We start from the raw sequence: 25,770 nt of genomic DNA on the forward strand, positions 1-25,770 counted from the left end.
TGCGCCCTGCCTCAACCGCCCAGCAACCGCGCGCCGATATGCTGACCGATCGGAATCGCTGAGGTAGCCGCCGGGGACGGGGCGTTGCAAACATGCAGCGTGTGCTCTGTCTCGCGGAACAAGAAATCCTCGACCATGCGGCCATCCTTCCACACCGCCTGCGCCCGGATGCCGGAGCGGTACGGCTCGAGGTCCGTGCCTTTGATCCGCGCGCAATATTGCTGCACCCGCTTGAGATACAACCGCTTGAAGAGAGATGCTGACAGTTCCTGCGAGGCCGATCCGAAGTTCGCCGCAATCAGCTTCCAGAACCCCGGATACCCCAGCACTGAAAGTGTGTCCCGAACATCGAGATCGCTTCGCTTGTAGCCTTCGCGCGACAGGGCTAAAACGGCGTTCGGACCCACCGTGAACCCCCCGTCCATCTTGCGCGTCAGGTGGACACCAAGGAACGGGCGCGCCGGGTCGGGTACCGGGTAGATAAGGTGGTGGACCAAGTCCGAGCGCTGATTCCGGATGCGGTAATATTCTCCCCGGAAGGGTATGATCCGAAAATCCACCTCGGCGCCGAAGTCTCGCGCCAAGCGGTCCGCCCACAGTCCCGCACAGAAAACCGCCTTTCCGGCAGACACCGGCCCCTGGTTGGTTTCGACCCGAACCCCCGCGACCGTTTCCGCGCCACCCGTGACCCGGGTGCCAAACCGGATCTCGCCGCCTGCCTCGGTCACGTCGCGTGCCATGCTTCGGGCGACCTCGCCGAAATCGACGATTCCGGTCGAGGGCGACAGCAACGCCGCCTCCGCGCGGATATCGGGTTCCAGCGCACGCGACTGTTCCCCGTCCAGCGCCTCGATCTCGATCCCATTGGCCCGCGACCGTTCGCCGAGCGCCTTCAGCCGCGCCACCTCGTCTTCGTCAACGGCAACAATCAATTTGCCGCACATCTCGTAGGGAATCCTCCGCGCATCGCAATACGCGCGCATCTGCGCCTTCCCCTCGGCGCAGAACCGCGCCTTCAGGCTTCCCGGCGCATAATAGACACCCGCATGAATCACACCGGAGTTTCGACCCGACTGATGCAGCGCGACGGCCGGTTCCTTTTCCAGCAACAGCACTTTTGCACCCGGCTGGCGCCGCTGCACATCGCGTGCAGTAGCGAGGCCGACGATACCACCGCCGACGATTACGACATCATGGTTTGTCATGCGAACGGCCTTTCCGAAGACGCAAGAAAGAAAGGTAAGAGGCGCCCGCGCCGGGAGAACAGCGCGCGCGCCAGATCCGCGGGATGAGGACCGCGGTCACACCGGCAGGGTGTAGGATGTCTTGCTCGACGTGAAGAACTCGCGGGCCGCGCGGCCCTGCTCACGAGAGCCATAGCTCGATTTCTTTCGCCCGCCAAACGGCACATGGTAATCCACCCCTGCCGTCGGCAGATTGACCATCACCATGCCAGAATCTGAATGCGCCTTGAAATGTTCGGCATGTTTCAGAGACCGGGTGCAGATTCCCGACGAAAGCGCGAGGTCGCTGTCATTCGCGATGGCCAGAGCATGGTCATAATCATCGGCCTTCAGCAGGCTCACGACAGGGCCAAAGATCTCTTCGCGGACATGCCGCATTTGGTTGGTAGCCTGACCGATTACCGACGGCGACATAAAGAAACCCTCGGTGTCGCGCTCGACACGCTCGCCCCCGCACATGATCTCGGCGCCCTCGTCGCGCGCGATCTGCAGATAGCTCTCGTTGACCTTCAGCTGCCGCGCGTCGACAACTGGCCCCAGATCACTGCCATCCGCAAGCGCGTGGCCGGCCCGAAGCGCCTCTGTCCGTTGGACCATCGCGTCGAGCAGCTGGTCGTGGATACCGGGCGTCGCGATGATCCGCGTGTTGGACGTGCAGCGCTGACCGGTCGAGATGACCGACCCGCCGATCGCACAGCCAACGGCGTTTTCGAGATCGGCATCGTCGAGAACGATCAAGGGGCTTTTGCCCCCCATCTCCTCTTGGACCTTCCCGCCGCGTGTCGCCACCGTCTCGCGCACCGTCTGCCCAGTCGACACGGAGCCGGTAAAGGATACCGCGTCAACATCTTCGGAGACACACAGCGTGTTGCCGACGACCCGACCCGGCCCCATCACGAGATTGAAAACACCGTCGGGAATGCCCGACCGCGACAGGATTTCCGTCAACGCCCATGCCATCGCGGGGGTGAGCTCTGCGGGCTTCAGCACGACCGTATTGCCATAGGCCAACGCCGGCGCAGCCTTCCAGGCTGGAATTGCCACAGGGAAATTCCACGGCGTGATCAGCCCCACGACACCCACCGGCTCGTAGCGCACGTCAGCCGTGACGCCAGCGCGGATCGAGGGGACAAACTCGCCGGCAACACGAAGCGCTTCCTGCGCGTAGAACTTGAACACTTGGCCAGCGCGCGTCACCTCGCCGATCCCCTCGGCGAGGATTTTGCCTTCTTCGCGCGACAGCAGCCGTCCCAGTTCTTCTTTGCGGGCCAGTAGCTCCGTGCCAACGAAATCCAGCGCGTCAGCCCTTGCCTGCGGCGACGCCGAACGCCACCCGGGCAGCGCCGCACGGGCCGCCGCGATGGCATCCCCGGCCTGCCCTGCGTCAGCCTGTGCATAGACGTCGATGATGTCCGAAAGGTCCGAAGGGTTGACGTTCTCTGTCTCTCCGGCGCCTGAAACCCATGCGCCGTTTATGAAGTTCTGTCTTGTCATATCTGTTAGGCCTCTGTTCAGAGTTCGGCTTCAAGCTGGTTGAGGCTGCGGCCGAGGGTGCTGACAACTTCGTCCACCTCCTCGCGCGTGATGATCAGCGGCGGGCAGAAGGCCAGCGCGTCGATCATGTTGCGCGAGATGACACCGTTCTCTGCCATCAGCGCGTTGAGCCGTCCACCCAGTGCGCCCGGTTTGAAGTCGGCCTCGCGGCCCTTTGGCGGCACCACCTCGACCGCAGCGATCAGGGCCTTGCCCCGCACCTCTCCGACAAGAGGGTGCCCCAGCAGCGCACCGAGTTGCTCCTGCATGTAGGCTCCGGTCTCCGCCGCGTTCTGCACAAGGTTGCGCTCTTCGATGATCTTGATGTTCTCAAGCGCCACGGCCGCGCCAACCGGATGTCCGCCGCCTGTGTAACCATGGCCGAGCACGCCGATCTTGTTGCTTTCGTCGGCGACGGGTTCATAGACCCGTTCGTTGATCATGAAGGATGAGAACGGAATGTAGGAGGACGTGATCTGTTTGGACATGGTCATGATGTCCGGTTTGATCCCATAAGTTTCGCAGCCGAACATCTTGCCGGTGCGGCCAAAGCCGCAGATCACCTCGTCGGCGATCAGCAGAATGTCGTACTTGGCCAGCACCGCCTGGATTTTCTCCCAGTAGGTAGCCGGCGGCACGACGACCCCGCCGGCGCCCATGATCGGCTCGGCGATGAAAGCGGCAACGGTGTCGGGCCCCTCTGCCTGGATCATCGCGTCCAGATCCTCGGCGCAGCGGGTGGCAAACTCTTCCTCGGTCTCGCCCTCCTGACCGTCCTTCCAGTAATGAGGGCAAGTGGTGTGCTTGATTCCGTCGAAGGGCAGATCGAAGGACCTGTGATTGTTGGGCAGCCCGGTCAGCGAGGCCGATAGTGCGGTCACCCCGTGATACCCCCTCAGTCGAGAGATGATCTTCTTCTTCTCCGGTTTGCCCAACGCGTTCGAGCGATACCAGACCAGCTTGATGATCGTGTCGTTGGCCTCCGAGCCGGAATTGGTGAAGAACGCCTTCGACATCGGCACCGGCGCCATAGAGATCAGCTTCTCGGCAAGGTCCACCACCGGGCCGTGCGATTTGTGCGAAAAGTTGTGGTAGAATGGCAGTTTGCGCATCTGCTGATAAGCCGCGTCCGCAAGGCGTTCCTCGTCGAAGCCAACGGCGGCGCTCCACAGTCCGGCCATCGCCTCGATATAGGACTTGCCGTTGTTGTCGAAGACGCGGACACCCTTGCCCGTCTCCATGATCACGGGGCCATTTTTCTCGTGGGCGCGGGCGTTCGTGTAAGCGTGGAAGTGATAGGCGACGTCGCGCGCCTCGGCGGAGTTGGGAAGCATTTTATTCATGATATCACCTAATGATCAGGCAGTTTTGCGCAGGGTTGCGGTGGTTTCGGAATCAACATCGTACCGCCCGGAGGCGTCCGGGCCGGAGAGCGCGACCTTGTAGACGTCGCGGGCCGTGTCGGCGCAGATGAAGCCGAGGTTGACAGACTTGGCGACACGGGCCGGCTCGCGATCCAACGGATCGCCGTAACCTCCTCCGCCGCAGGAGTTGAAGATCATCTTCTCTCCGTCGCCGCAGAGTTCCTGGTTGAAGGCGGGTAGATCTACAACCTCGCCCGCCCGGGTTTTCTTGCGCGACTTCGTCGGGTTTGCGTCGAGTCCACCCAGCACGCCGCGCGGTGCGAAGGTCGAGGCATCGGCCGCGTACATAACGGTCATGTCGTGATCGAGAGGGTAATAGGCCCCCCGCACGCCCGGCGCGCCCTCGAACTCGCCATAGCCTTGGCTATCGGCCTCGACTTCGCGGGATTCGATAATGAAGGGGTACATGGATTCATCCACCTCGACGCTATCAAGCGTGATCAAACCGCCATTCGCCGGCCCGCAATATGTCAGCCAACCGTCATGGCCATGGTTTGCCCCGCCCCCGGCATAGCCGACAAAGATCTGGTTGACGTAGGTCTGTCCGTCCTTGAACGGGTCCTGTCCCGAGATGACCGCCATGCCCACAGGCAGGTGCGGCCCACCCTCGGCCTGGCCGAATGGTTTGCCCATCTTTGAAAAGATCGCGTTGCCCGCTGTGGTGAGCCTGTCGTTCACGTTGGTCGTCGCTACGGACGTGCCTGCCGGGTAGACCGGCTTGCCGATGGCCGACCCCTCGCGCATCAGCACGTTTATCCGCCGCGCAGAGCCATAGCAATGCGGAAGGCTGGCATCGAGGTTGTTGAATACCCCGATCCGGCAGGCGCCAAGGCAGGTGTTTTCTGTCAGGTTCAGCCCGCCGGGAACGCAGTCGATATTGTCGCGCACATCGACGGTGATCTCGCCGGCCTCCGGGTCGACCTCGATCTTGAGGTTGATTGGAATGCCCTCATCGGCCACGCCCGGCACCGGGTCATGCGAGATCTGGTAATCATAGGTGCCTTTGGGAAGCTTCGATATCTCGGCCTTGGCACGACGGTCGGCATAGTCGAACCAGTCTTCCACGAAGTCCTTGATCGAGTCCTTCCCGTATTTCTCGCAGAGCTCGACGATGCGCTTCTCTGCGGTCAGCACGGCCCCCTTCTGCGCCCGCACGTCACCGAGCCACAGGTCGGGCACCCGGTTGCGCAGCGCGCCCATCCTCAGGATGTCCTTTTTTTCCTCGTAGTTCTCCGCCACCCGCACACAGGGCCAGTGCATGCCCTCCTCGAAGATCGATTTGGCATATGGCAGGTACGTCGATGGCTCCGGCGCACCGGTATCGGCATGGTGCGACAGCGCCACCGCCCAGAACAGCGGCTCGCCGTCGAAGTAGACCGGCAGCGCCATGATCAGGTCGGCGTGGTGGGTGCCGCCAGTGAAAGGCGAATTGTTCAGGAAGATGTCGCCCTGTTTCACGTCATCGAAGAATTCGGTGATCGGGCGCGTGGCCACATCCATCGAAGTGACGTGGATCGGCAGCGCATCCTCTGTCGTCACCAGGCGGTGATCATAGGTCAGAAGCGCGCAGCTCAGGTCCTTGGCGTTCTTGATGACGGCCGATCGGCTCGCCTTGGTTACGACGAGCGTCATCTCGCGGACGATGGATTCGAACCGGCTTTTCAGCACGGAAACGAGAAACGGGTCGAGTCGGGTCTGCTGGGTCGTGCTCATGGCTCAGCTCCGATTGATAGTGACGAGAAGGTTGCCGAGATCATCGACGTTGAAGTCGTGACCGGGACGGAAGATCGCCGTGTAGGTCTCTGCCTCGACGACGGAGGGGCCGGACACCTCGGCGCCGGCGCCGAGGTCGTTCAGGTTGTAGACCGGCAAGTCGCGGAAGCCGCCATCGACGCCCTCCTGAATCCAGACCGACCGATGCGCCTTGGGCGCGGGCGCCCCGTTCTGCGGGGCGATCTGGCCGGCCCGCCACGTATCGATTGTGTCACGCTTGCCGATGGCCCGGACGTTCCAGCGGGTGAACTCTACCGTGTCGTCCTCGTTGCGGATCGAGTAGATGCGTTCGTGCATCTCGTGGAACCGTTTCGACAGATCTTCGATATCTGCCTCGCTCAGCTTGCCATTCTCAAGGGTGAACGGCACCTCGATCTCCCACGATTGGTATTCGTAGCGTCCCTGAAAGCTAAGTTCGAACGCATGCTGATCCTCCGGTACACGGGCGGTCTCGAGAAACGCCTTCGCCTCCTTGCGCAGGTCGTCGATCAGCCGGTTCACGTCATCCAGCCGGAAGCGCCGCGCGTCGGTATGCAGCGCGCCGGAGAAATCGTTGCGCAGGTCGGAAATCAGTCCGCCAAAGGCAGAAAGGCCAGCCATGAAGCGCGGGATCATGTAGCTCGAAAGTCCCATCACGTCGGCCATCTCGGCGATATGCAAAGCGGTGCCGCCACCCCCAGCGACGAAATAGCTGTCGCGGGGGTTCAGCCCCTCGCGGATGGTAATGTCTTCGATTGCGCCGACCATGTTGTGGTTGGCAGTTGTGTAGATGGCATAGGCCGCCTTTTCCACGCTCACGCCCAGCTCGTCCGCCAGCGGCTTCACAGCCTGCTCGGCCAAGTCGCGGCGCAATGGGAAGGCGCCGCCAAGGAAGTAGTCCGGATCTATGAGACCGAGCAGCAGGTTGGCATCTGTCACGGTGGGCTTGTCTCCGCCCTTGTCGAAACAGGCCGGCCCCGGACGCGCCCCGGCCGAATGCGGACCAACCTGCAACATGCCACCCACATCGACCTGAGCGATGGAACCGCCCCCTGCCCCGACCGAGCGCACATCGACCTTCGGAATTCCAAGCGCGTCGTCGTGGATCATCGAATCCGGCGTGATGATCAGTTTGTGGTCGCGCAGCGCCGAGACGTCAAAGGTGGTCCCGCCCATATCGCCGACGATAACGTCTTTCTCGTCGGTGAGCGCCAGCGCGGCCATCGGGGCGAGCGTTGGGCCCGACATAACCGAATAGATCGGTTGTTCTATCATGGTCTCGGTGGGCATCATCCCGCCCACGCAGTTGGCCAGCAGAAGCTCGCCGCTGAAATCCGCCTCGTCCAGTTTTTTGACCAGCTTGGAGATGTAAGAGGATATGACCGGGCTAATCGACGCGTCGATCGCCGTTGCGATGATGCGTTTGTACTCGCGCGGCAGCGGGTTGGTCTTGTGGCTCAGCGATACGGCGAGGTCCGGCTTCATCTCGCGGATGATCTCTGAAACGCGCAGTTCATGCGCCGGGTTCACGACCGACCAGAGCAACCCCACGGCAATAGCCTCGACACCGCGATCGATCAGGGCCTGCACGGCCTCGCGTACCTGCGCCTCGTCCAGGGCCACATGTTCGTGGCCGCGCGCATCAATCCGGCCCCTGACCGTTTTCGTGAACGACGCGGGGATGTAAGGCTCTGGATAGTCAATTTTCCACTCGAAGGCGCCTTTCCGCGGGCCTTCGCGCAGTGTCAGGATATCCTTGTGTCCTTCGTTCAGGATCACGCCCGTGCGGGCCACCTTGCGCTCGACAAGCGCATTTGTGGATACGGTCGACCCATGCACAATCTGGTCGATCTGGGCGATGAACTCCGCAGGTTCCAGCCCATAACCTTCCGCCGCGACGTGCAGCACGTTGACGAAACCGTTTTCGAATTCGCCCGGCGTGGTGGGTGATTTGAAGATACGCACCTCGCCATCGGGTGCGACGACCAGGCAGTCCGTGAAAGTCCCACCGATGTCGATGCAAACTTGGTAGCTCATGAAGCGATCATTCCTTGTTAGGGTCATGAAGTGCGCCGGTGGCGCAAACGGTCGAGAACGAGAACAGCGACGATCAGGACGCCCAGCGTCACCTCCTGCAGGTAGCCGTCCACGCGTGTGAGGTTCATCCCGTTCGACAGGATTGTGACGAAGAAACCGCCCAGAACCGGTGCGGCCATACTGCCCTCGCCACCGCGAAGGCTCATACCCCCGATCACCGCGGCGGCAATGGTCTGAAGGGTCAGCGCACCACCAAGATTGGGCTCACCCGATCCTGTACGGGCAGTCATCAGGATGGCGCCCAACGCGATCAAGAAAGAGCACAGCGCATAGCTCCACAACAGGATCCGGCGCGACGAGATTCCGGCGACATAGGCCGCCTCGGGGTTCGAGCCGACAAGGAACATCGACCGCCCGAACCGGGTGCGGCGCAGCATGAGATGTAGCAGAAAGACCACAACCGCGGTGACGATGACCGGCACCGGCACGCCCAACGGTGCCGCCGTTGAAAGCATGTCGCTGAACCCATCGGGCAGGTCAGTCACCGGGAAGCCGCCGGTGATGGTCGACGAGATGGCAAGGAGGATATTCATCGTCGCAAGCGTCACGATGAACGGGTTAATTTTGAGCCAGGCAACGCAGAACCCGTTGAACAGCCCTACGATCAGACCCGTCACAACCCCCGCCGCGATCCCCGCCGGGATCGGCAATGCGCCTGTCATCGTCATACCCATCGCCGCGGTCAGGCTGACCAGGGAAACGGTACCGCCGAGCGACAGGTCGAAGCCGCGCACGAGGATCACCACCGCTTGCGCGCAGGCCAGAAGCACGAGGTAGCTCGATTGAGTTAGAACGTTGGACACGTTGGCAAGCGACAGGAACTGCGGCTCGGCGACGGCGAAGATGACGATCATCATCAGGATGGCCGCGACCATAGCCAATTCGAACATCTGGCTCCGGATCCGATCGGACCGGATGAAGGAGGAAACATCAGTCATTGCGGTCGAACTTTCTCTCGATGGCGACAAAGCCGATCAGGAAGAAACCCAGAACCAGCGTCTGGAACTTGCTGTCGATCTGGGCGAGGTTTAGCGCGTTGGACATGAGCGCAAGAAACAGGGCGGCCATGACGACCCGGGGAACCGAGCCGATACCACCCCTCAGCGAGACCCCGCCAATAACCGCCGCCGCGATCGACTGGATCGCCGCGTCGCCGCCGATACCGGACTGCCCCGAGCCCAGCCGCGCGGTCAGGATAAGCCCCGCTGCGGCAGCCAGCAAGCCTGAGAGACCGTAAACCACGACCAGTACCCGCGTCGGGTTGATGCCGCTTTCGCGCGCCGCCGAAGGGTTCGAGCCCACGGCATAGATATGCCGGCCAAACTTCGTTTGCGTGCAGAGCCACAACAGCAACCCCATCACCACCACGCCGAACCAGAAGATCACCGGCACGCCGAACAGCCGCCCGCGCCCGATCTCCGAGACCAGTTCACTGGGCGTGCCATAGATCGGCGCCCCTTTCGTGTACCAGAAAGTCAGGCCCGATATGACGGTCATCGTGCCCAGCGTGATGATGAAGGGCGACGCCTTCAACTTGGCCGCCAGGATCCCGTTCACCGCACCCGCGAAGCAGCCGACCAGCAGCGCCCCCCCAAAGCCAAGCGAGATGATCAGCATAGGCTGTGAATAGAACGGTTCGGTAAGGGCAAGCATCGAGACCGCAGCCACGACAGAACCCGCCGCCATGATCGCGCCGATCGAAAGATCGAACCCACCCACGATCATCACCAGCGCCTGCGCCAGCGCCAGCAGAGACGTCAGAGTGAAATTGCGGAGGATGTTGAAGATGTTCAGACGGCTGTAGAAGCGCGGCTCGACCAGCGCCATCACCGCCAAGATTCCGACGATGATGACCGGCAAAATCCATGTCGCGAGCGTCTGCGCGGTGAACCTCGGCTTCCTGGTGGTATCGGTATGGACAGTCATTGCGCGATATCCTCTGTCTCGGTGTCCCGCTGCTTGCCGAAAAAGCTGGCGAGCACGCGCTCTTCGGTCTTGGCACCCTCGCGAAGGTCGGCAACGACCTGGCCCTCATGGATGGAATAGATGCGGTGGCTGATATGCACGACCTCTTCGAGGTCTGAAGATATCACGAGGATCGCGGCACCACCCTCAGTCAGGTCGCGCATCAGCTGATAGATCTCGGCTTTGGCGCCGATATCGACCCCCACCGTTGGTTCGTCGAAGATAAAGAGGTCGAACTCCCGGGAGAGCCCTCGCGCCAGCAGGATTTTCTGCTTGTTGCCACCTGAAAGCATTTCGACTCGCGTGCTCATGTTGTCGGTCGATAGCTTCAGCCGCTCCGCGGCGGTCCGGGCACGGTCGCGTTCTCCGTTCAGGTTGATCAATCCCCGCTTGCCGATTTCGGGCGTACCAAGATCGCTCATCGTGACATTCTCGGAAATCGGCCGGTTCAGGCAAAGCCCTTCGGCCCCCCGGTCAGACGGGAAATAGCAGACGCCGCTCTGGAGCATTTGCGCCGGGCTGCGCGGCGAGACGGGCACCCCCTTCAGAAAGATGTCACCCCGGGCAACAGGCTCCAGCCCAAAGCAGGCGCGCCCCACGCGACCCTTGCCGCAGCCGACAAGCCCCGCCAGTCCGACGATCTCGCCCGCGCGCACTTCGAGACTCACGTCTCTCACCCCACCCGATACTGTGGCCAGATGCGAGATGGATAGAACCTCTTCTCCCGGATTGTGCGGCACATCGGGAAACAGGTCGACCATGCTGCGACCGGTCATCATCGACACCAGCCGATCTTCCTCGATCTCGTCCTGTTCGATTGTGCCGACATACTTTCCGTTGCGAAGAACCGTGACGCGTTCGGCCAGTTCGCGGATCTCGCGCATCCGGTGAGAAATGTAGACGATGCCGACACCCTTGTCGCGGAGCTCCTTAATGATCCGAAGAACGTTCTGTGCTTCCACGTCGGCCAGTGATGCGGTCGGTTCGTCGAAAATGATGTACCGCGTGCCCTGCAACAGCGCTTTGACAATTTCGGCCTGCTGTTTTTGCGCCCGGCTCAAAGTCGAAGTGATCGCGTCCAGTGGCAGGTTCGTGCGCATTTCTGCCAGCTTCGCCTCGGCCAAGTCACGCATTCGCTTTCGGTCGATCCGACCGAATTTCGTCAGCTCGCGGCCAAGCCAGATATTGTCCAGCACGGTCAGCGACGGCGCGAGGCTGAATTCCTGGAACACCGCCGAAACGCCGTTCTCTCGCGCAATTGCCGGGCTGAGGCCCAGCATGTTTTTCCCGTCAATTGTGTAGCTGCCCTCTTCGGGCCGGTGGTTGCCCACCATCACGTTCACGAGCGTCGACTTGCCGGCGCCGTTCTCGCCGAAAAGGACGTGGATCTCGCCCGGCATGAGCTGGAACTTCACGTCGTCGAGCGCCACAACTCCGGGAAACCGTTTTGTTATTCCGTTCAGTTCAAGCATGAACTCCGCCTTCCGCATACGGCCATTGGCCGGTCTTCGCTTACGGGGTTTGGCCAACCATTGGCTGCAAGATGAGTATTGCGGCCGGCCACGCGCCAAGGCGCGGCCGGGCAAAGGAATGGATCAGTCCACCGAGAATTCCGGGCGGAAACCGACCGGCGCCAGCACTGTGGTGAGGTCGATATCTTCCACATTTTCGGTGGTAACCATCTGCGGGATGACGCCCAGGTGCTGGGGCACTTCCTCGCCCTGAAGCACGGCGACGGCCAAGCTCACCGCGATCCGGCCCTGCATCACAGGAAACTCGGTGGCAAAAGCGGACACTTGGCCGTTCTTCAGACTATCGACCATGGTCTGGTTCTCGTAGGAGGCCACGATGGTTACGTCGTCGTAACCGGCTTCCTCTACAGCGCCCACGGCGGCCTCGGCGGCAGGCGCACCGCCCCAGATCGCCTTCAGGTCCGGGTGCGTCTGCAGCGCGTCCTCGACCAAACCCAGCGACTCGGCCACGCCGGCGGGGCCGAACTTGCGCTCGAGGATCTCAACCGGGCTGTCGGCAACGCCCTCTTCGAAACCGCTCATGTACGACTCGGCCCAGCCGGAGCCTTGCGGACCAGGAAGCGCGACGGCACCGCCCCCCTCTTCGCCCAGATGGTCGACGAGGAACTTGCCCGTCTGAAGACCCTTGGTCGCGTAATCGACGAAGATCTTTGAATTGACGGGGGCGGATTGGATCGGGTTCACGAAACCGATTTGCACCACGTCGGTTTCGGCAGTCGCCGCGATCTTGTCGGCCAGTCCGGCCTCAGAGATCGGGGCGATCAGCACGGCATCCGCGCCGGAAGCGATACAATCGTCAAATTGACTGACCTGACGCGACAACTGGTCGTAACCACCCGCCTGCAGGATCGTCAGTTCGACGCCCAGTCGCTTGGCCTCGGCCACCAGGCCGTAATCGACGGAAATCCAATAGCCGTCCTTCATGTGGGGGACAACGGCGCAAAGCGACCATTTCTCGGTAGCGCTCGCGGTTGGCGCGATCGTTTCCTCGACGGCGTCTCCGCTGTCGAAATTATAGACATCAAAGCTTTCCCATTCGGCCTCTTGCGCGAAGGCGACGGGCGCAAAGGCGACCGCGCAGGCGAGAGCCGTGGTGCTGAGAAGTGTGTGATTAGTGGACATTTTAATACTCCCTGTCTGGGCCCGGTTCCCCAAAGGAAACCCAAGCGCAACTCGGGCGACCATACCCTATGGATTTCATGCGTCAAGTATGATGCATCATATTTGACGCATGACAAAATAAATATGCCGTGCTATTAAGCAACCGGGTTTTACGGATCGCCCCAAACGCTATTGTCGAACCGTGACTATCTTAAGGAGCGAAAAGTGGAGGACCATCACGGGCTTTCAGCCATTAGCCAGGCATCTCTGGGAGACGTCGCCTACGAAAAGATCGCAAACGCGATTATCAGCGGGGCGTTTAAGCCCGGTGAAAAGCTGACCATTCGAAACCTCGCCGATCGACTTGAAACCAGCTCCACACCAGTCAGAGACGCGGTGAAACGCCTGCTTCTGGAAGGTGCCCTTGAACAGCGCGCGGCCCGCGACATTCGCGTTCCCATAATCACCTCTGATCGGTACCGCGAGATCGCCGATATCCGCCTGGAACTTGAAGGTCTTGCCGCCGCTCGCGCAGCCGAACGTCGGACAGACGCCGATATCGTTGCACTGAAGAATAATATCACCGACAATGAAGCCGCCATGAAGGCCGAGGACTGGGAACGCTGTATCGTCTTGAACAAGCAATTCCACTTTTCGCTGGCCGAAACCGCGAACATGCCGATCCTTTCCAGCCATCTCGACGGGCTCTGGCTACAAATCGGCCCGCCAATTTCATCCTTCTACGCACATGGCGGGCGTGACATGATTGATCATCATTACGATGTCTTCGAAGCGATCAAAGAGCAGAAGCCGGCCGATGCACGCAAGCACATCGTGCGCGATATCGCCAGTTCCGTGGACCACATCATCGCACATATCGAACAAGCGGCGATTTCGTAGTTTCGTGCCGAATTGCCGCTAAGTACTCCGAACTTTTTTTCTTGTTTCATCATCGGACCAGCGAGCTTAACTCAGGTATCAAAGTGCCGAACTTTCTTCGAATCCAGCCACGGTCAGCTTCCGGCCGATTCTGTGGAAAAACAACGTGTTGCTGGCGCAGTAAGTGGTGCTCTGAACGAGGCGCGCGCGCTTTCCTGATCAGGCTTTTCGCGTTTGCTGCGGTGCGGGAAAGGTCTTGGCCAGTTTGCGGAGGTTTTGGGCGGTGGCGGCGAGGAGGAATTCGTCGTTTGCGCCGCATGGACCACGTAATCGGAGTCGGCCCAGGCCGAGGATACGTTTGAGGTGCGCGAAGAGCATCTCAACCTTCTTCCGAAGCTTCACTGAGACGTCGTATTGACGGGTCTTGGCAATGCCGCGGGCCACGTCTCTGGCGTCTTCGTGTTCTTCGCGGGTGATCTTACGGGCCTCGGCGTTGGGGCAGCATTTGGATTTGGATGGGCACGCCTGACAGGCCTCTTTCAAGGCACGGTAGCGCGCCGTGCCCTTGCCGGTCGGCCCTCGGTTCGGGTCGGAGTAGTTGCGGCGGAACTGCTTCAGAGCGTGACCCTCGGGACAAATGTATTGATCGTTCTCGGCATCCCACTCGAAGTCCGCCCGCGTCCATGTCCCATCGTTCCGACCGGCCTTGTCTATAACCGGGATATGGGGTGCGATCTTATGATCCACGAGCCAGCCCAGCATCGGTCCTGAACCATAGGCGGTGTCCGCGATAAGGCGTTCGGGATGCAGGTCGAATTTTGCCTTCACCCGCTCCAGCATGGTCTTGGTTGACCCAACCTCGGCCTGTCGGATCGACCGCGTCGCCTCGACATCGACGATCACGCCATGATCCGTGTCGATCAGGTAGTTGTCCGAATAGCTGAAGAAAGCCGGCCCTTTGCGCGCCGCCGTCCACTGGCTGGCCGGGTCGGAATGCGACGTGAACTTGGGCGTGACCTCGCTGGCCGCGCCGAAGGCGGCCTCATCCAGCGTGTCGAGATACTCGCGAACCGCGCGGGGCGCATCGACCGGGTTGACCCGCGCCGCGTCCCAGTCCTCCTTCGGCGTCGAGTTCTGCTTGTTCGCGTCTGCTTCAATGAGACTGGCATCTACCGCCATGCGCTGCCCGCTGACCAGGCCCTCTTCAATGCATCGCGCCACCGTAGTCTCGAACAAGTGACGCAGCAGTTCGCTATCACGGAACCGGCCATGGCGGTTCTTGGAGAAGGTGGAGTGGTCCGGGACCCGGTCATTCAGATCGAGGCGGCAAAACCAGCGATAGGCCAGGTTCAAGTGTACCTCTTCACAGAGCCGCCGTTCAGACCGGATGCCGAAGCAATAGCCAACCAGTAGCATCCGGATGAGGAGCTCAGGATCGACAGAAGGACGACCAGTGTGGCTGTAGAAATCAGCGAGGTAAGCACGGATCGCGGACAGATCCACGAACCGGTCGATGGATCGAAGCAGGTGGTCTTGTGGGACCTGATCCTCAAGCGAGAACTCGTAGAACAGCGCCGGTTGCGCCTCCTGCCGTGGTCCCATCATCGCCAATCCTCCCACCCATTGGCAGAATTGAATCAGCACGGCGCCCTTCGATCAAGCGCGAGTTTTTCAACAGAATAGGCCCAAAGCGGGCATTCGGACCTGCCTCTGTGAAAGGCAGCTCGTTGAACTTTTGCAAAGAGGTCGATAGCGGCCCAAGATGGGCGGCGTCCAATAAACTGGATACTCTTCAGATCCGTGAAGAAGCGAACAGTAGTCTGTTTTCTTCGAACGCCATGCACGCGCTCGAAGTGCGGTCCAGAGCAGAGCGTCTCCAGACGAAATGGATTGCCGGGTGCATGCCGATCATGCGCAAGTGAGCGCGCATGTCGGCCATCGGCGGGAAGATTTCAGATATTGTCGCCGCGTATCGCCTCGCAGACCGCGTCGGTTACCTCCTGCGTGGTGGCCTTACCGCCCACATCGGGTGTCAGTACGCCGTCGGCACAGACTTTTTCCACAGCGCGCATGAGCCGAGTGGAGGCATCCGCCTCGCCAAGATGATCGAGCATCTGACTTGCGGTCCAGAATGTAGCTACGGGGTTTGCGATGCCCTTGCCCGTGGTGTCGAAGGCCGACCCGTGGATCGGCTCGAACATCGAGGGAAAGCGCCGTTCAGGGTCTATATTGCCAGTAGGTGCGACCCCGAGACTGCCGGCAAGGGCGCCGGCGAGGTCCGACAGGATGTCGGCATGAAGATTTGTCAACGGCGGAGTAAAATTCGGCCATTGTGGCGGAGCAAAAGTCGGCCAGTTTGGTGCGAGCGCCTTGGAGCGTGCGGCCCTCATATAGCAAGCCCGGTCCAAGGCGCATTGGCCGTCAGGCCAATTCTGTGAGGTTCATTTGTTAGCGGCGGCGAGGCGGGCGCGGCTTTGATTGAGAAAGCAGCCGACCAGTTCGCGAAGGTCAACGCGAGGGGGCATTAGCTGGCGTTTCGGCGAGGGTTCAAATCGCAGTGCGAGCGGCGATCAGTCGAGTATCGCAAACAGCTTGGAGTACATGCTACCGGGCCGCTGTCAGCCGATCGCTTGGCGGACCATCTGGGCATCACCGTGTGGTCGGTCAAAGAGATCGAAGATCTTGACGCAGAGAACCTCTCGGTTCTGACCAACGAGGCGGATGACTCTTGGGCTGCATTGACGATGCGCATGGGACCTTCGAACCTCGTTGTCTATAAGCCGGTCTCCTCGCCGGGCCGCAGGAACAACGTGATTATGCACGAACTGTCGCACATCATCCTGGGGCCCGAACTCGCTCAGGCTTTCCTTATGGAAGATGGCTCGTTGGTGCCGGGAAACTTCGATCAGGACCAGGAATATGAGGCTGACTGGCTCGCCGGCACCTTATTGTTGCCTCGGCGTGCGCTACTCTCGATCCGATCCCAAAGGATTCCGGACGAAGTGGCGTGCGACCAGTATCTGGTCAGCCGGGAAATGCTGACTTGGCGGGCTCGAATGACTGGGGTGGATTACCAATTGCCTCGGAGGTAGCGGGGCTTCCCGTCTATTTCCACGGGTATCGCTGCCAAGGATGCACAGTGCGCCTATACCTTTTACCATCCCGCTCAACCTCTTAAGGTCCGTCTCGCTCCGGTCGCCGCATCAGCCCGGCGCTCGCAACTTCCAACTCCTGGCTACTTCCTTCCACGGCGAAGGCCTCAAAACTCTAAGCTATTTTTGTGTCGATCTCGGGATCTCCATTTTCGACCCGCGCAAGATTATGGGTGAATTGCGCATGAATATGCGCGGTCCTACAGGATCGCATTTTGGGCGATTTAAATAAAGAGATCGTGCAGCAAGTCAATAATATTGCCTAAAAGCAATATTAAGATTTTAAACACTGCAAAAAATTGAAAATATTGCGCGAGAGCAATATTTCCGATTTGCAGGATCTCGGTCACCCAGTATATTGCCGAGTAGCAATATTTTAGGAGTCGTACTGATGAAGGGCGACAAGATCCGAAAACCGGAAGACCTGGCCGTCATAATACGCAAAAGGCGTCAAAGACTGCAAATGAGGCAGGAAACTCTGTCGTCGATTACGGGCGTCGCGCAGTCCAACCTGTCGCGCATTGAGCGCGGTGAGGTGATTGCCGAACTTGATACCTACCTGCGGCTCTTGAGCGCGCTGGGTGTGGATCTCATGGCGGAGGCCCGGTCGTGAAGCTCGATGTCTGGATGGAGGCGCTCGACGCGCCGGTGGGCAAACTTGTGCGCGCCGACGATGGAAGCCTCGGCTTCACCTATGCGCAGGATTTGCCCACGGAGGGCCGGATTTCCCTGTCGATGCCGATCCGGAAGGACCCATATGGCGATGCCGCGACCACGGCTTTTTTCACCAATCTCCTTTTCGAAGGGCGTGAGCTCGACCGGGTGAAGGCAGTTTACACGATCGATAGGAACGATGTCGCGGAACTTCTCTACCACCTCGGGGCGGATTGTCCTGGTGCGATATCCGTGACGCCGGAGGGAACCGGTCCGGGCAAGCGCCCGGGCATCTTCCCAGATGATTACCAAGAGATCCCCGAGGAGCGGATGACCCAGATCGTTGCAGCGCTCCATTTCAATGGGAGACTCCCTGAAGACGAGCGGGATCCATCGCCCCTGGCGGGGGTACAGCCGAAGCTGGCGCTGGTGGTTCATGAAGGTCGCTATTTTCAACCCAAGCCGGACAGCCGTGCCCCCACCACGCATATCCTGAAAGTTTCACCGCGGGACGACATAAGCCTGACACGGCGCGAAGCCGCGCTGCTGGGACTTGCCCGCGACATCGGCCTCGACGTGATCGAGCATGAATACCTGGAGTTCTACGACGACGAGACATGTGCTGATATCGGCGCAATCCTGTCACGGCGGTTTGATCGAATACAGGATGGCGGGGAGATCCGGCGACTACACTCAGAGGACTTCTGCCAGGCGCTGAGCTTGCCGCGCGAGTTAAAATACGAACGCAATGCCGCGCCGGGTGGCGCGCGATTTTCGGCCGAAATGGTTGGAAAACTGGCTGCGGAAGCCGTGGTTCCGGCGCATTTCCAGATGGAGTTCCTACGCCATACGATATTCAACTTGGCAGTCGGCAATACCGACAATCACGGCAAGAACGCCTCAATCTTGTATCTTGGACGAAATGGAGAACTGGCGCCGCTCTATGATGTCGTGCCGGTCTTCATGGATAGCAGGCCCACGCACCGATTCTCCTTCCTGTTGGGCCGCGCGGAGTTTGCCGAGGATCTTAACATTGAAGATATTGAGATACTGATGCGCGATATCGGCTTCCGCCGTCCAAAGTTTTCGGGTGAATGGTTGGGGATATTGTCAGATGTCGCGGCGAAGACGGAAACTCTTGCGGAGACCGGCGACAAGTTGCTGGCCGATGCCACAGCTGCCCAGTTAGGCGTACTTCGGGATTCGTTGGGAATTGATCTCAATATTCAGGCTCGAGATTTCTTCCCGCGCAACGAGCGCGACGAGAAAATGAACCCTGGAGGATGGCGAGGTCTCAGCTAATTGACGAATAACCAAGTTGCCCATTCTGTAAGCGGACGGTCTGCTAACACCGGTCGGTCAGGCCCAGAGTGCGAGGCGCGCACGGCTTCCGGGGTTGATGACGCGTCCGCTGTAGCAGCGCAGATAATTCTTTCGGCTGATGTCCACGAAAAACCAAAGCGTTCGAAGCCAGTTTGCGCGGTAACATTTCGTCGGCTTAGCAAAGATTATTCGGATCCGTAAGTGAACCCGCTCTGGGAACGAGACACGATAGATTATTTCCGTTCCAGTTGTGGTTAGAAAGGGCGGATAGCAGACCTTTGCTGCAGCGTCCAAGAACGGCTGCTTCGAACCCACGGCAGTCATCGAAGCGCCACTTGCGCCAACAGGTCAGGCGCTATCCGGCCTGCCTTAGTCTGCCGTCAATTCCCGCGCCGACGTCCAGGAACTCGTCCATGAACAGGCTCATCAGTTCCATGCGCGAGGCAACGCCCGTCTTGCGGAAAATGTTTGAGGTCTGCGCCTTGACCGTGCCTTCCGCGGTGGACCTGGCCGCAGCGATCTCGGCAATGCTCAGGCCCTTGAGCATATACATCGCGATGTCACGCTCCGCTGACGTTAGGTTCCACTCATCGAACTTTCCGTGCACGAAGCTGTCCATTTCGCCGCGCAGGAAACTGAGCGACTCTGATTGCTTGGTGTTGCGTGCCTGAAGCCAACGCAATTGGCGAACGAGGATCCGGATCGCCAAGATCAGCGCTCCGGCCGAAAACACCTCGAAGAACAGGTGCGTCAGGTCCAGAAAACTCGGCGCATTGCTGGCGATCACGCGCTCGTAGATGTCGCTCGCCACGTCGAAGACGAAAAAGACGACGCTGCCGATCAGGAACAAGGTGACGTATTTCAGGGTGCTGGCCTGCATGGACCCTACATGCTGCATGGAACTATCCTCGAAGATCCTGGCGGGTATGAAACGGTAAGAACGGCGCAAGGGCAATGGCGACATGCCGTGGCGGCCTGCGTCATTCCGCGCCCCTGGAAACGTGAAACAGGCCCTCCGGAAAGGGCCTGCCGTTAGCTGCGGTGAAGCGGCTCCCGACGCGTTACGGGCGTCGTGCTTACTGCACCCGAGTCCACTGGCCGCCGTTGCGGCAGATCAACCCGCCAAGCACGCAACCATTGACCGAGATGCGATTGTCCGAGAGCTCCAGCTTCGACATGTATTCCTTGTCGCGGTCGGGGGCATAGATCCGGCCCTTGTATTCGGTTGCGCTGCTGTGGGTCAGGTTCCAGACGATCTTGCGGCCAAGCGTATCGGGCTGGATCGCTTCACCTTTTGCGTTTTCCGCACGCTCCAGCACACCGCAATAACTCGCGCCGCAGGTGCCGACGCGGATATAGCCGACATCGCCGTGGTCATCGGGCGCGGTTCTCCAGAGGCCTTCAATCGGGTCGGCCAGCGCCGGGCTGGCGGCAAAAAGGGAAAACAGGATGAGGGTCGCGATACGTTTCATGGTCTTGGTCTCCTTTGATGGGATGGGGTTTCAGGATGGGCCGTGTCAGACGTTGCCCATGCCGATGAACAGCTGGCGGTTGGTGTCGATGATGGCGCGGCGGCCATGCATGACGCGGGTGTTGTCCAGAACGGCGATATCGCCATCCTGCCAGTTGATCTCGTGTGTGCAGGCCTCGGCCAGCGCGCGCATCTCCTCGATCTCGTCCTCGCTGACGAGGTCCGTGTCGCCAAAGCGATAGCGCGGCGGCGCGTAGTTGTGCGACGGGCCAAGCACCGCGTTGGCAAACCCCTGACCGCCGGACAGGGCGGAGCCGCGCACCGGCGCCACGGTCAGACGGTAGTTGATGCCGCCATCGTCCAGCATGTCGAAATCCTGGTTCGGGATCGCGGCGCGGAACTGTTCAACATGTTCAGGCGTGACCTCGTCGGGACGGGAAATGGCCGGATGTTCGTTGGCCAGGTAGCGCTTCCAGAGTTCCTCGGGCAGGTAGCGTTCCACGATCATGTCGCGCTGCCACCGGGCCTTTTGAGTATCACTCATCGCGCCGTAGACCTCGCGTCCGTCGCACACGGTCGTCTGCGAGCCCTCAAAGGCCGCGACCGGGCTGTAGAAGGCAACGATATCGGGACAGACGGGCGTATTGCCGTTCTCGGTATGCAGGCCGATGGGGCCGGTGCCGGCGTCGACCTTCTGCGTGTTGGCGTCGCCGTATTCGCGCGCCGGGTCGAACGTGATCTTGCGACAGAGCGCGGTGGTTAGCGCACTGAATGCCGCCATATCGGGCCGAAAGCCGCGCAAAAGCGTCCAGCCGTCCTCTTGCAGGTGCGACCGGATCTGCTCCACCACGGGAGCGTCGATCACGGGCTGCCCCTCTGCGGTGGGGCGGATGATGTTGTAGCTCATGGATCAAGCCTCTTTCTGTCTGGTGTAGGAATTGAGCGCGGCCTGCGCGCGGGCTGTGCCGGCCTTGTGGGTCAGCGCGGCGTCGATCAGCGACGGCGCCATCGCCTGAAGCAGCGCAAAGATGCGTTCGCCAAAACCGGGATAGATCGTCTTGCGGCCCGCCATGATGCCCGCCCAGGCGCGACTGGCGACGCGCTCTGGCGAATCCAGTACCATTCCGAAAGGCTCGACCAGATGGGCAAATGTGCTTTGTGCCGGGGTGCGTGTGGCGCGGGGCGCCACGTAGGTCACGGTGATGCCGAACTCCGACAACTCGCGGCGCAGCGCGTCGGACAGGCCTCGCAGGGCGAATTTCGTGGCCGAATAGGCCGAGAAATAGGGAAAGGCGATCATTCCGAACATCGAGCCGATATTGACGATCTGCCCCTGCGTCGCTGACAGGGCGGGGACAAGGTCGCGGGTCAGTTGCACCGCGGCTGTCAGGTTGGTGCCCACGGTCTGTGCGATTTCCTTGTCGTTCAGGTCCGTGAGGCGCCCCACCGCCAGCCGCCCGGCATTGTTCACCAGGATATCCAGACGGTCCCCGGCGGCCGCGACGACAGCGGCGCGGCCCGCGGGCGTGGTGATGTCCGCGGGGACAAGCCGTACGTTGGCGCCGAGTTGCGCCGCCGTATCTTCGAGCGGCTCCAGCCGACGCCCCACGAGGATCAGATCATGGCCCGACCGCGCCGCCTCGAGGGCAATCGCACGGCCTATGCCGGAGCCGGCCCCGGTGATCAGGGCAACGGGGGTCTTGGGTGTCATGCGACACACTCCTTCTGGTCATGGGAAAGGGAATGGTACGGCAGCATCGCCGAGAGCTGTGGAAGCTGACTCCGGTCAATGCCGCCGCCGGGTTTCAGAAGCCCTTCATGCGACGCAGGTACGAAGCGTACGCGCACTGGGCGGGCATAGTGCGGCAGGCCTGCCAACAGGCGTTCGATTCTTGCAGGATCGACTGGCCCGGTGACAACGGCGATGATCTCAAGCTGTCCGTCCTGCGCCAGATGAAGCCCGGCGGCGGGAATGCATGGATCGGCGCAAAGGCAGGCCTCGACCCACTCGGGATTGATGTTGCGGCCCTGCGGCGTGACGATCAGCCAGTCCTTGCGGCCCTCCACGATCAGGTGACCATCCTCGATACGCCCAAGGTCTCCGGTGCGCCACTCGCCCGTGACCGGCGACTGCCCGACATAACCTTCCATCACGGTCGGACCCGACACGACGATCTCGCCATCGTCGATGCGCACCTGGACCCCGTCCAGAACCTTGCCTACCGTCCCCGGCCGTGCTCTTTCCGGCATGTTCAATGCCACGACCGAGCAGCATTCCGAAAGACCGTAGCCCTCGCAGACGGGCAGGCCTTGGCTCTTGGCACTGGTGAGCAGAGCCGGCGAGGTCATCGCGCCGCCCACGGCAACAAGGCGCAGGCTCTCGGGGGCGATACGCTCGGTTGACTTGAGCTCGGACACCATCCTCGAGAGCAGCGCGGGAACAAGGACCGTCGTGGTCGGACGTGCTTCACTCATAGCCGCCATGACCGGCGCCATCGGCCCGCCGAAGAGCGCATGCAGAGCCTCCGGACAGAAACAGACCTCGGCGCCAGCCAGAAGTGGCAGGTAGAGACCAGCCACCTGTTCCAGAAGTTGCGCCATGGGGAGAAGCGAAAGATGTGTATCTTCCGAATTGGGTAATATCGCTTTGTCGAGCCCGGCAATCGCCGCCGCCATCTGTTTTTCACCGATAAGCACACCCTTCGGCGTCCCGGATGATCCCGATGTAAAGATGATTCGCCGTGCACCGATGACAGGCAGGCTTAGCGGACCGTCCAGAGGCGGGCACTCTTCCGGGCGCGGCAAACCTTCGGTCACCGCCGCCGCGTCACACTCGCCGATGAATGTCTCGATGCCGGCAGCCTCGAAGATATGCGCCCTTTGGACGGTCGAGAAGAACGGCGGCACATGCACCGCAACATGACCGTGAAAGGTTAACGCCAGATCGGCAAGGGCGGCCTCCAGCGGATCGCTGGTGGTAATCCCGACAACCCGCGGGCTGCCTGCAAGTATGTTGGCGCTTTGGGCGAGGAAATTCGCCAGGGAGCCGTAATTGATGCGCCGCGCATTCGAGCGCAGAGCGGCCTTGTAAGGGGTTCGCAGACCATGCAGGGCCAGCGCACGAAAAACACGATGAGTCATCAGGCGGTCTCCGCTCGCGGAATCGCGGCATCAACCATCTGAACCGGATCGCGAAAGGCGCAGACCCACGGATCATGGTCGTAGTATTCGCCCCATTGATCCGGATCCAGGACCCGGCTGGCGTCCGCTGGCGCCAGCATGAGCGGCGTGATCCGCGCCCTCTGGATCAGCCGCCGTACCTCGGTGGTGGCCGTAAAAAGCCCCCAGCTGATCCCGCGCTCCCGTCCCCATTCGAAGAGGGCGCGCAGGGTCGGATAGGCTGAAAACGGCGAACTGCAGGCAAGCCCTCCAACTTCGAGGATCTCCACGGGCCCCACCGCCAACCCGGTCCGACGCGACAGAAGCTCGCTGACCGGTGCGTCAAGGTACTGTTGTGAGAAAAAGGCTTCGTCATTGCACCGGATGCTTGCGGCGCAAGCCACCGCGCCGGTGGGATCCGTTGTGATCACGAGGCGCGAGGGACGGATACGCGTGTCCGCGGAAAAGGTCCTGCGATAGCTACGCGCAATATGCTCCAAGGCCTGCTCGAACAGGAGCTGAGTTGATGGATCATCGTCCACGGCAATGGTGGTTCTCATGTGATTGCTCTCCTAATAAGGAGGCTGATCATGCCTCGCTTTCCGGAGATGTCCTTCACGGAGGCGGCAAAATCCATTGCACTGAAGTCGCAACAACTGAGTGACTTGGCCAAATATGACTAAAGTTTATGATCCCGAGAGGTGGATTTTGGCCTATCCTTTGCCGGGTCCGAAAGCTACCGTGGAGAAAGCAATAGCTTCTCGTCAACCTTATCACAGAATGCTTGCTGAGCGCCTTTTTCGTCTAAGTTGGATCGCGCGCTGAAGCGGCTTGTAGCCGTCCTTCGTTCCGCAATGTCCTAACGGCAGCTAAGGGCCGGGAGCGACGGCCAAAGTCCAACCCGAACGAGCGTTCCCGCCGCGCCGCCGTAGGTCCGCTTCGAGCCCAATGCGGTCGCGATTATCGCGGAGGGCTTTGCACTTGCAGCGCGGAGGAATCCGTCGTGACCGGCCCTTTTCCGCCGTTCAACTGTCGAACCAATACCACGCTGTTATCTCCCAATTGCGGTCGTTCGCCCATGGCGCCGCGTTCCTCTTAGCCGGATCAGCGGGGCGCAGGAGGAGGCCAAGCTCGCATTACCAAAACGCCCTATCCGAAAGCGAGACGATGCCGACCTGATCTGTGGAACATCTTAGGTCCGTGGATGTCAAGATCGCCAGCGCTCCAAATGCCGTTGAGCAAACTCCCTGAACGACCCCGGTGTTTTACCCGTAAGTCGCGCGACGCCATCGCTCGTGCGATCCTCGACCCCGGTGCGGATCGCCTCGTCCAGGCCAGCGAGAATGCGTGCGTATTCGGGTGGCAGGCCCTGCGCTTCGAAGCGCTCGGCCAACTCACTGCCGGAGAGGGCGACATGGCGGATCGTCCGACCTGTCACATTGGATAGGATGCCAGCGGTGTCCTCGTAGCTGAGCGCCTCGGGGCCGGTCAGGATCATGTCGTCGTTCAGGGGCTCGCGGGACGTCAGGCTGGCGACGGCTAAGGCTGCGATGTCGTCGGCATCGATGAAGCCAATGCGGGCGCTGCCTGTTGCACTGTAGATCGCATCTTCGTCACGGATGGTTCGGGCGTGGGGACCATCCGAGAAATTCTGCATGAACCAAGAAGGGCGCAGAACGGCCCATTCGGGTGCGTTGTCGGCCAGCCAAGCATGAACGCTGCCCATCATCGGCCCGCCTCGCTCGAGCAGGGAAGAACTGAGCAGGACGAAGCGGCGCACCTGACGCGCCATGGCCCCTTCCAGAAAAGGACGCATGACGTCGAGGTGGTCGGTGCGGTCCGTGGGCGCGACCACATAGACCGCCGCGCAGCCGTCGAAGGCCGCGACGGAGGCCGGGTCTGCCCAGTCGAAGAAACGGTCTTGGGGGTCGATGGGTCTGCGGGTGCCGATGACGACCTCGGCACCGGCGGCACCGAGGCGATTTACCACCCGGCTGCCGGTGGTTCCCTTGCCGCCGATGACCAGAATGCGATCAGCCATGAGTCGTCTCCCCCGCGTAGGCCTCTGCAGCCGCTTTCGCCCCGCCAAGCGCGGAGAGTGCGACAAGCGGGTTCCAGTAGTCGCGGTAGCGGGCGATGCGCCCCTCGCGGAGCGTAACGACGGAAATGTAATCCTGATCGTAGGGCAGGCCCGTTGCGACGCCCCGACCCCGGCAGGAAAACTCGAAGACCACGGTTTCCCCGGAGGGGTGAACTCGGTGCAGCGTGAATTTCCCCAGCTCCAGCATCGGGCCGAGACGCGCCAGATGATCGACGAGGGCCGGGATGCCCTTAAGCCGCGTGGGCAGGCCATCGGGCGCATAGGGAAACTCGAAGACCACGTCTTCGGTGAAGAGGTCCACGATTTCCGGTCCCGCCTTCAAACGGGAGCCGAGGGCGCCGCGCAAGAGGCCCGAGAAACAGTCGAACTTGTCGTCCATGAGA

Annotated in this window: 23 protein-coding genes; 4 read left to right on the forward strand and 19 right to left on the reverse strand. The window is 61.0% G+C overall.

The window, feature by feature from the left end; genetic code table 11:
• Positions 1-11: 11 nt before the first annotated feature.
• From lhgO to torT, 9 genes are all read right to left on the reverse strand, one after another.
• Positions 12-1,205: an L-2-hydroxyglutarate oxidase gene (gene lhgO / locus FIU89_RS14930; protein ID WP_152493333.1), complete on the reverse strand. Its 1,194-nt coding sequence runs from the start codon at positions 1,203-1,205 to the stop codon at positions 12-14.
• A gap of 96 nt (positions 1,206-1,301) precedes the next feature.
• A complete protein-coding gene (locus FIU89_RS14935) occupies positions 1,302-2,738 on the reverse strand; it encodes an aldehyde dehydrogenase family protein (RefSeq protein ID WP_152493334.1) in 1,437 nt (478 codons plus the stop codon).
• A gap of 17 nt (positions 2,739-2,755) precedes the next feature.
• A complete protein-coding gene (locus FIU89_RS14940) occupies positions 2,756-4,120 on the reverse strand; it encodes an aspartate aminotransferase family protein (RefSeq protein ID WP_172978122.1) in 1,365 nt (454 codons plus the stop codon).
• 15 nt (positions 4,121-4,135) lie between these two features.
• Entirely contained in the window at positions 4,136-5,914 is a 1,779-nt protein-coding gene (locus FIU89_RS14945) for a hydantoinase B/oxoprolinase family protein (RefSeq protein WP_152493335.1), read from the reverse strand.
• A 3-nt stretch (positions 5,915-5,917) separates the two neighbouring features.
• Positions 5,918-7,990, reverse strand: a complete 2,073-nt coding sequence (locus FIU89_RS14950; RefSeq protein ID WP_152493336.1) for a hydantoinase/oxoprolinase family protein — start codon at positions 7,988-7,990, stop codon at positions 5,918-5,920.
• Positions 7,991-8,013: 23 nt separating this feature from the next.
• Entirely contained in the window at positions 8,014-8,988 is a 975-nt protein-coding gene (locus FIU89_RS14955; protein WP_216647024.1) for an ABC transporter permease, read from the reverse strand.
• Positions 8,981-9,976: an ABC transporter permease gene (locus tag FIU89_RS14960; RefSeq protein ID WP_152493337.1), complete on the reverse strand. Its 996-nt coding sequence runs from the start codon at positions 9,974-9,976 to the stop codon at positions 8,981-8,983. Before FIU89_RS14960 ends, FIU89_RS14955 begins: the two co-directional genes overlap by 8 nt.
• Entirely contained in the window at positions 9,973-11,487 is a 1,515-nt protein-coding gene (locus FIU89_RS14965; protein ID WP_216647025.1) for a sugar ABC transporter ATP-binding protein, read from the reverse strand. Before FIU89_RS14965 ends, FIU89_RS14960 begins: the two co-directional genes overlap by 4 nt.
• A gap of 123 nt (positions 11,488-11,610) precedes the next feature.
• Complete coding sequence (torT, locus tag FIU89_RS14970) at positions 11,611-12,669, reverse strand: TMAO reductase system periplasmic protein TorT (protein ID WP_172978123.1); 1,059 nt, start codon at positions 12,667-12,669, stop codon at positions 11,611-11,613.
• Positions 12,670-12,873: 204 nt separating this feature from the next.
• Here torT and FIU89_RS14975 point away from each other — a divergent pair, with 204 nt between their 5' ends.
• Positions 12,874-13,548 (forward strand): GntR family transcriptional regulator, encoded by a 675-nt coding sequence (locus FIU89_RS14975; protein ID WP_172978124.1) that lies wholly within the window; start codon positions 12,874-12,876, stop codon positions 13,546-13,548.
• 198 nt (positions 13,549-13,746) lie between these two features.
• On the opposite strand, the gene FIU89_RS14980 is transcribed toward FIU89_RS14975, so the two are convergent.
• Together FIU89_RS14980 and FIU89_RS14985 are read right to left on the reverse strand one after the other, a co-directional pair.
• A complete protein-coding gene (locus tag FIU89_RS14980; protein WP_152494543.1) occupies positions 13,747-15,132 on the reverse strand; it encodes an IS1182 family transposase in 1,386 nt (461 codons plus the stop codon).
• A 347-nt stretch (positions 15,133-15,479) separates the two neighbouring features.
• Entirely contained in the window at positions 15,480-15,836 is a 357-nt protein-coding gene (locus tag FIU89_RS14985; RefSeq protein ID WP_254701695.1) for an isocitrate/isopropylmalate family dehydrogenase, read from the reverse strand.
• 321 nt (positions 15,837-16,157) lie between these two features.
• On the opposite strand from FIU89_RS14985, the gene FIU89_RS14990 reads away from it, so the two are divergent.
• From FIU89_RS14990 to FIU89_RS15000, 3 genes are all read left to right on the forward strand, one after another.
• Complete coding sequence (locus FIU89_RS14990; RefSeq protein WP_152493341.1) at positions 16,158-16,619, forward strand: ImmA/IrrE family metallo-endopeptidase; 462 nt, start codon at positions 16,158-16,160, stop codon at positions 16,617-16,619.
• A gap of 451 nt (positions 16,620-17,070) precedes the next feature.
• Positions 17,071-17,292, forward strand: coding sequence for a helix-turn-helix domain-containing protein (locus FIU89_RS14995; protein WP_152493342.1), 222 nt, complete (start codon positions 17,071-17,073; stop codon positions 17,290-17,292).
• Positions 17,289-18,635 carry a HipA domain-containing protein gene (locus tag FIU89_RS15000; protein ID WP_254701696.1) on the forward strand — a complete coding sequence of 449 codons (1,347 nt, stop codon included), beginning with the start codon at positions 17,289-17,291 and terminating at the stop codon, positions 18,633-18,635. The genes FIU89_RS14995 and FIU89_RS15000 overlap by 4 nt, the downstream gene beginning before the upstream one ends.
• 376 nt (positions 18,636-19,011) lie before the next feature.
• On the opposite strand, the gene FIU89_RS15005 is transcribed toward FIU89_RS15000, so the two are convergent.
• From FIU89_RS15005 to FIU89_RS15040, 8 genes are all read right to left on the reverse strand, one after another.
• On the reverse strand, positions 19,012-19,506 hold the full coding sequence (locus FIU89_RS15005; RefSeq protein ID WP_172978125.1) for a LuxR C-terminal-related transcriptional regulator: 495 nt from the start codon (positions 19,504-19,506) through the stop codon (positions 19,012-19,014).
• Between the two features lie 226 nt (positions 19,507-19,732).
• Positions 19,733-20,128, reverse strand: coding sequence for a DUF2147 domain-containing protein (locus tag FIU89_RS15010; protein WP_152493344.1), 396 nt, complete (start codon positions 20,126-20,128; stop codon positions 19,733-19,735).
• Positions 20,129-20,173: 45 nt separating this feature from the next.
• Positions 20,174-21,034: a TauD/TfdA family dioxygenase gene (locus FIU89_RS15015; protein ID WP_152493345.1), complete on the reverse strand. Its 861-nt coding sequence runs from the start codon at positions 21,032-21,034 to the stop codon at positions 20,174-20,176.
• A gap of 3 nt (positions 21,035-21,037) precedes the next feature.
• The gene (locus FIU89_RS15020; RefSeq protein ID WP_152493346.1) at positions 21,038-21,838 is read right to left on the reverse strand and encodes an SDR family oxidoreductase; all 801 of its coding nucleotides are present in this window, start codon (positions 21,836-21,838) and stop codon (positions 21,038-21,040) included.
• The gene (locus FIU89_RS15025) at positions 21,835-23,268 is read right to left on the reverse strand and encodes an AMP-binding protein (RefSeq protein WP_152493347.1); all 1,434 of its coding nucleotides are present in this window, start codon (positions 23,266-23,268) and stop codon (positions 21,835-21,837) included. Before FIU89_RS15025 ends, FIU89_RS15020 begins: the two co-directional genes overlap by 4 nt.
• Complete coding sequence (locus tag FIU89_RS15030) at positions 23,268-23,846, reverse strand: thermostable hemolysin (RefSeq protein ID WP_152493348.1); 579 nt, start codon at positions 23,844-23,846, stop codon at positions 23,268-23,270. The genes FIU89_RS15025 and FIU89_RS15030 overlap by 1 nt, the downstream gene beginning before the upstream one ends.
• Before the next feature lie 647 nt (positions 23,847-24,493).
• Positions 24,494-25,327 carry an ergot alkaloid biosynthesis protein gene (locus FIU89_RS15035; RefSeq protein WP_152493349.1) on the reverse strand — a complete coding sequence of 278 codons (834 nt, stop codon included), beginning with the start codon at positions 25,325-25,327 and terminating at the stop codon, positions 24,494-24,496.
• Positions 25,320-25,766 carry a nuclear transport factor 2 family protein gene (locus FIU89_RS15040; RefSeq protein WP_152493350.1) on the reverse strand — a complete coding sequence of 149 codons (447 nt, stop codon included), beginning with the start codon at positions 25,764-25,766 and terminating at the stop codon, positions 25,320-25,322. The genes FIU89_RS15035 and FIU89_RS15040 overlap by 8 nt, the downstream gene beginning before the upstream one ends.
• Positions 25,767-25,770: the final 4 nt, after the last annotated feature.

The sequence above is a fragment of the Roseovarius sp. THAF27 genome (genome assembly GCF_009363655.1).
GTDB lineage: Bacteria > Pseudomonadota > Alphaproteobacteria > Rhodobacterales > Rhodobacteraceae > Roseovarius.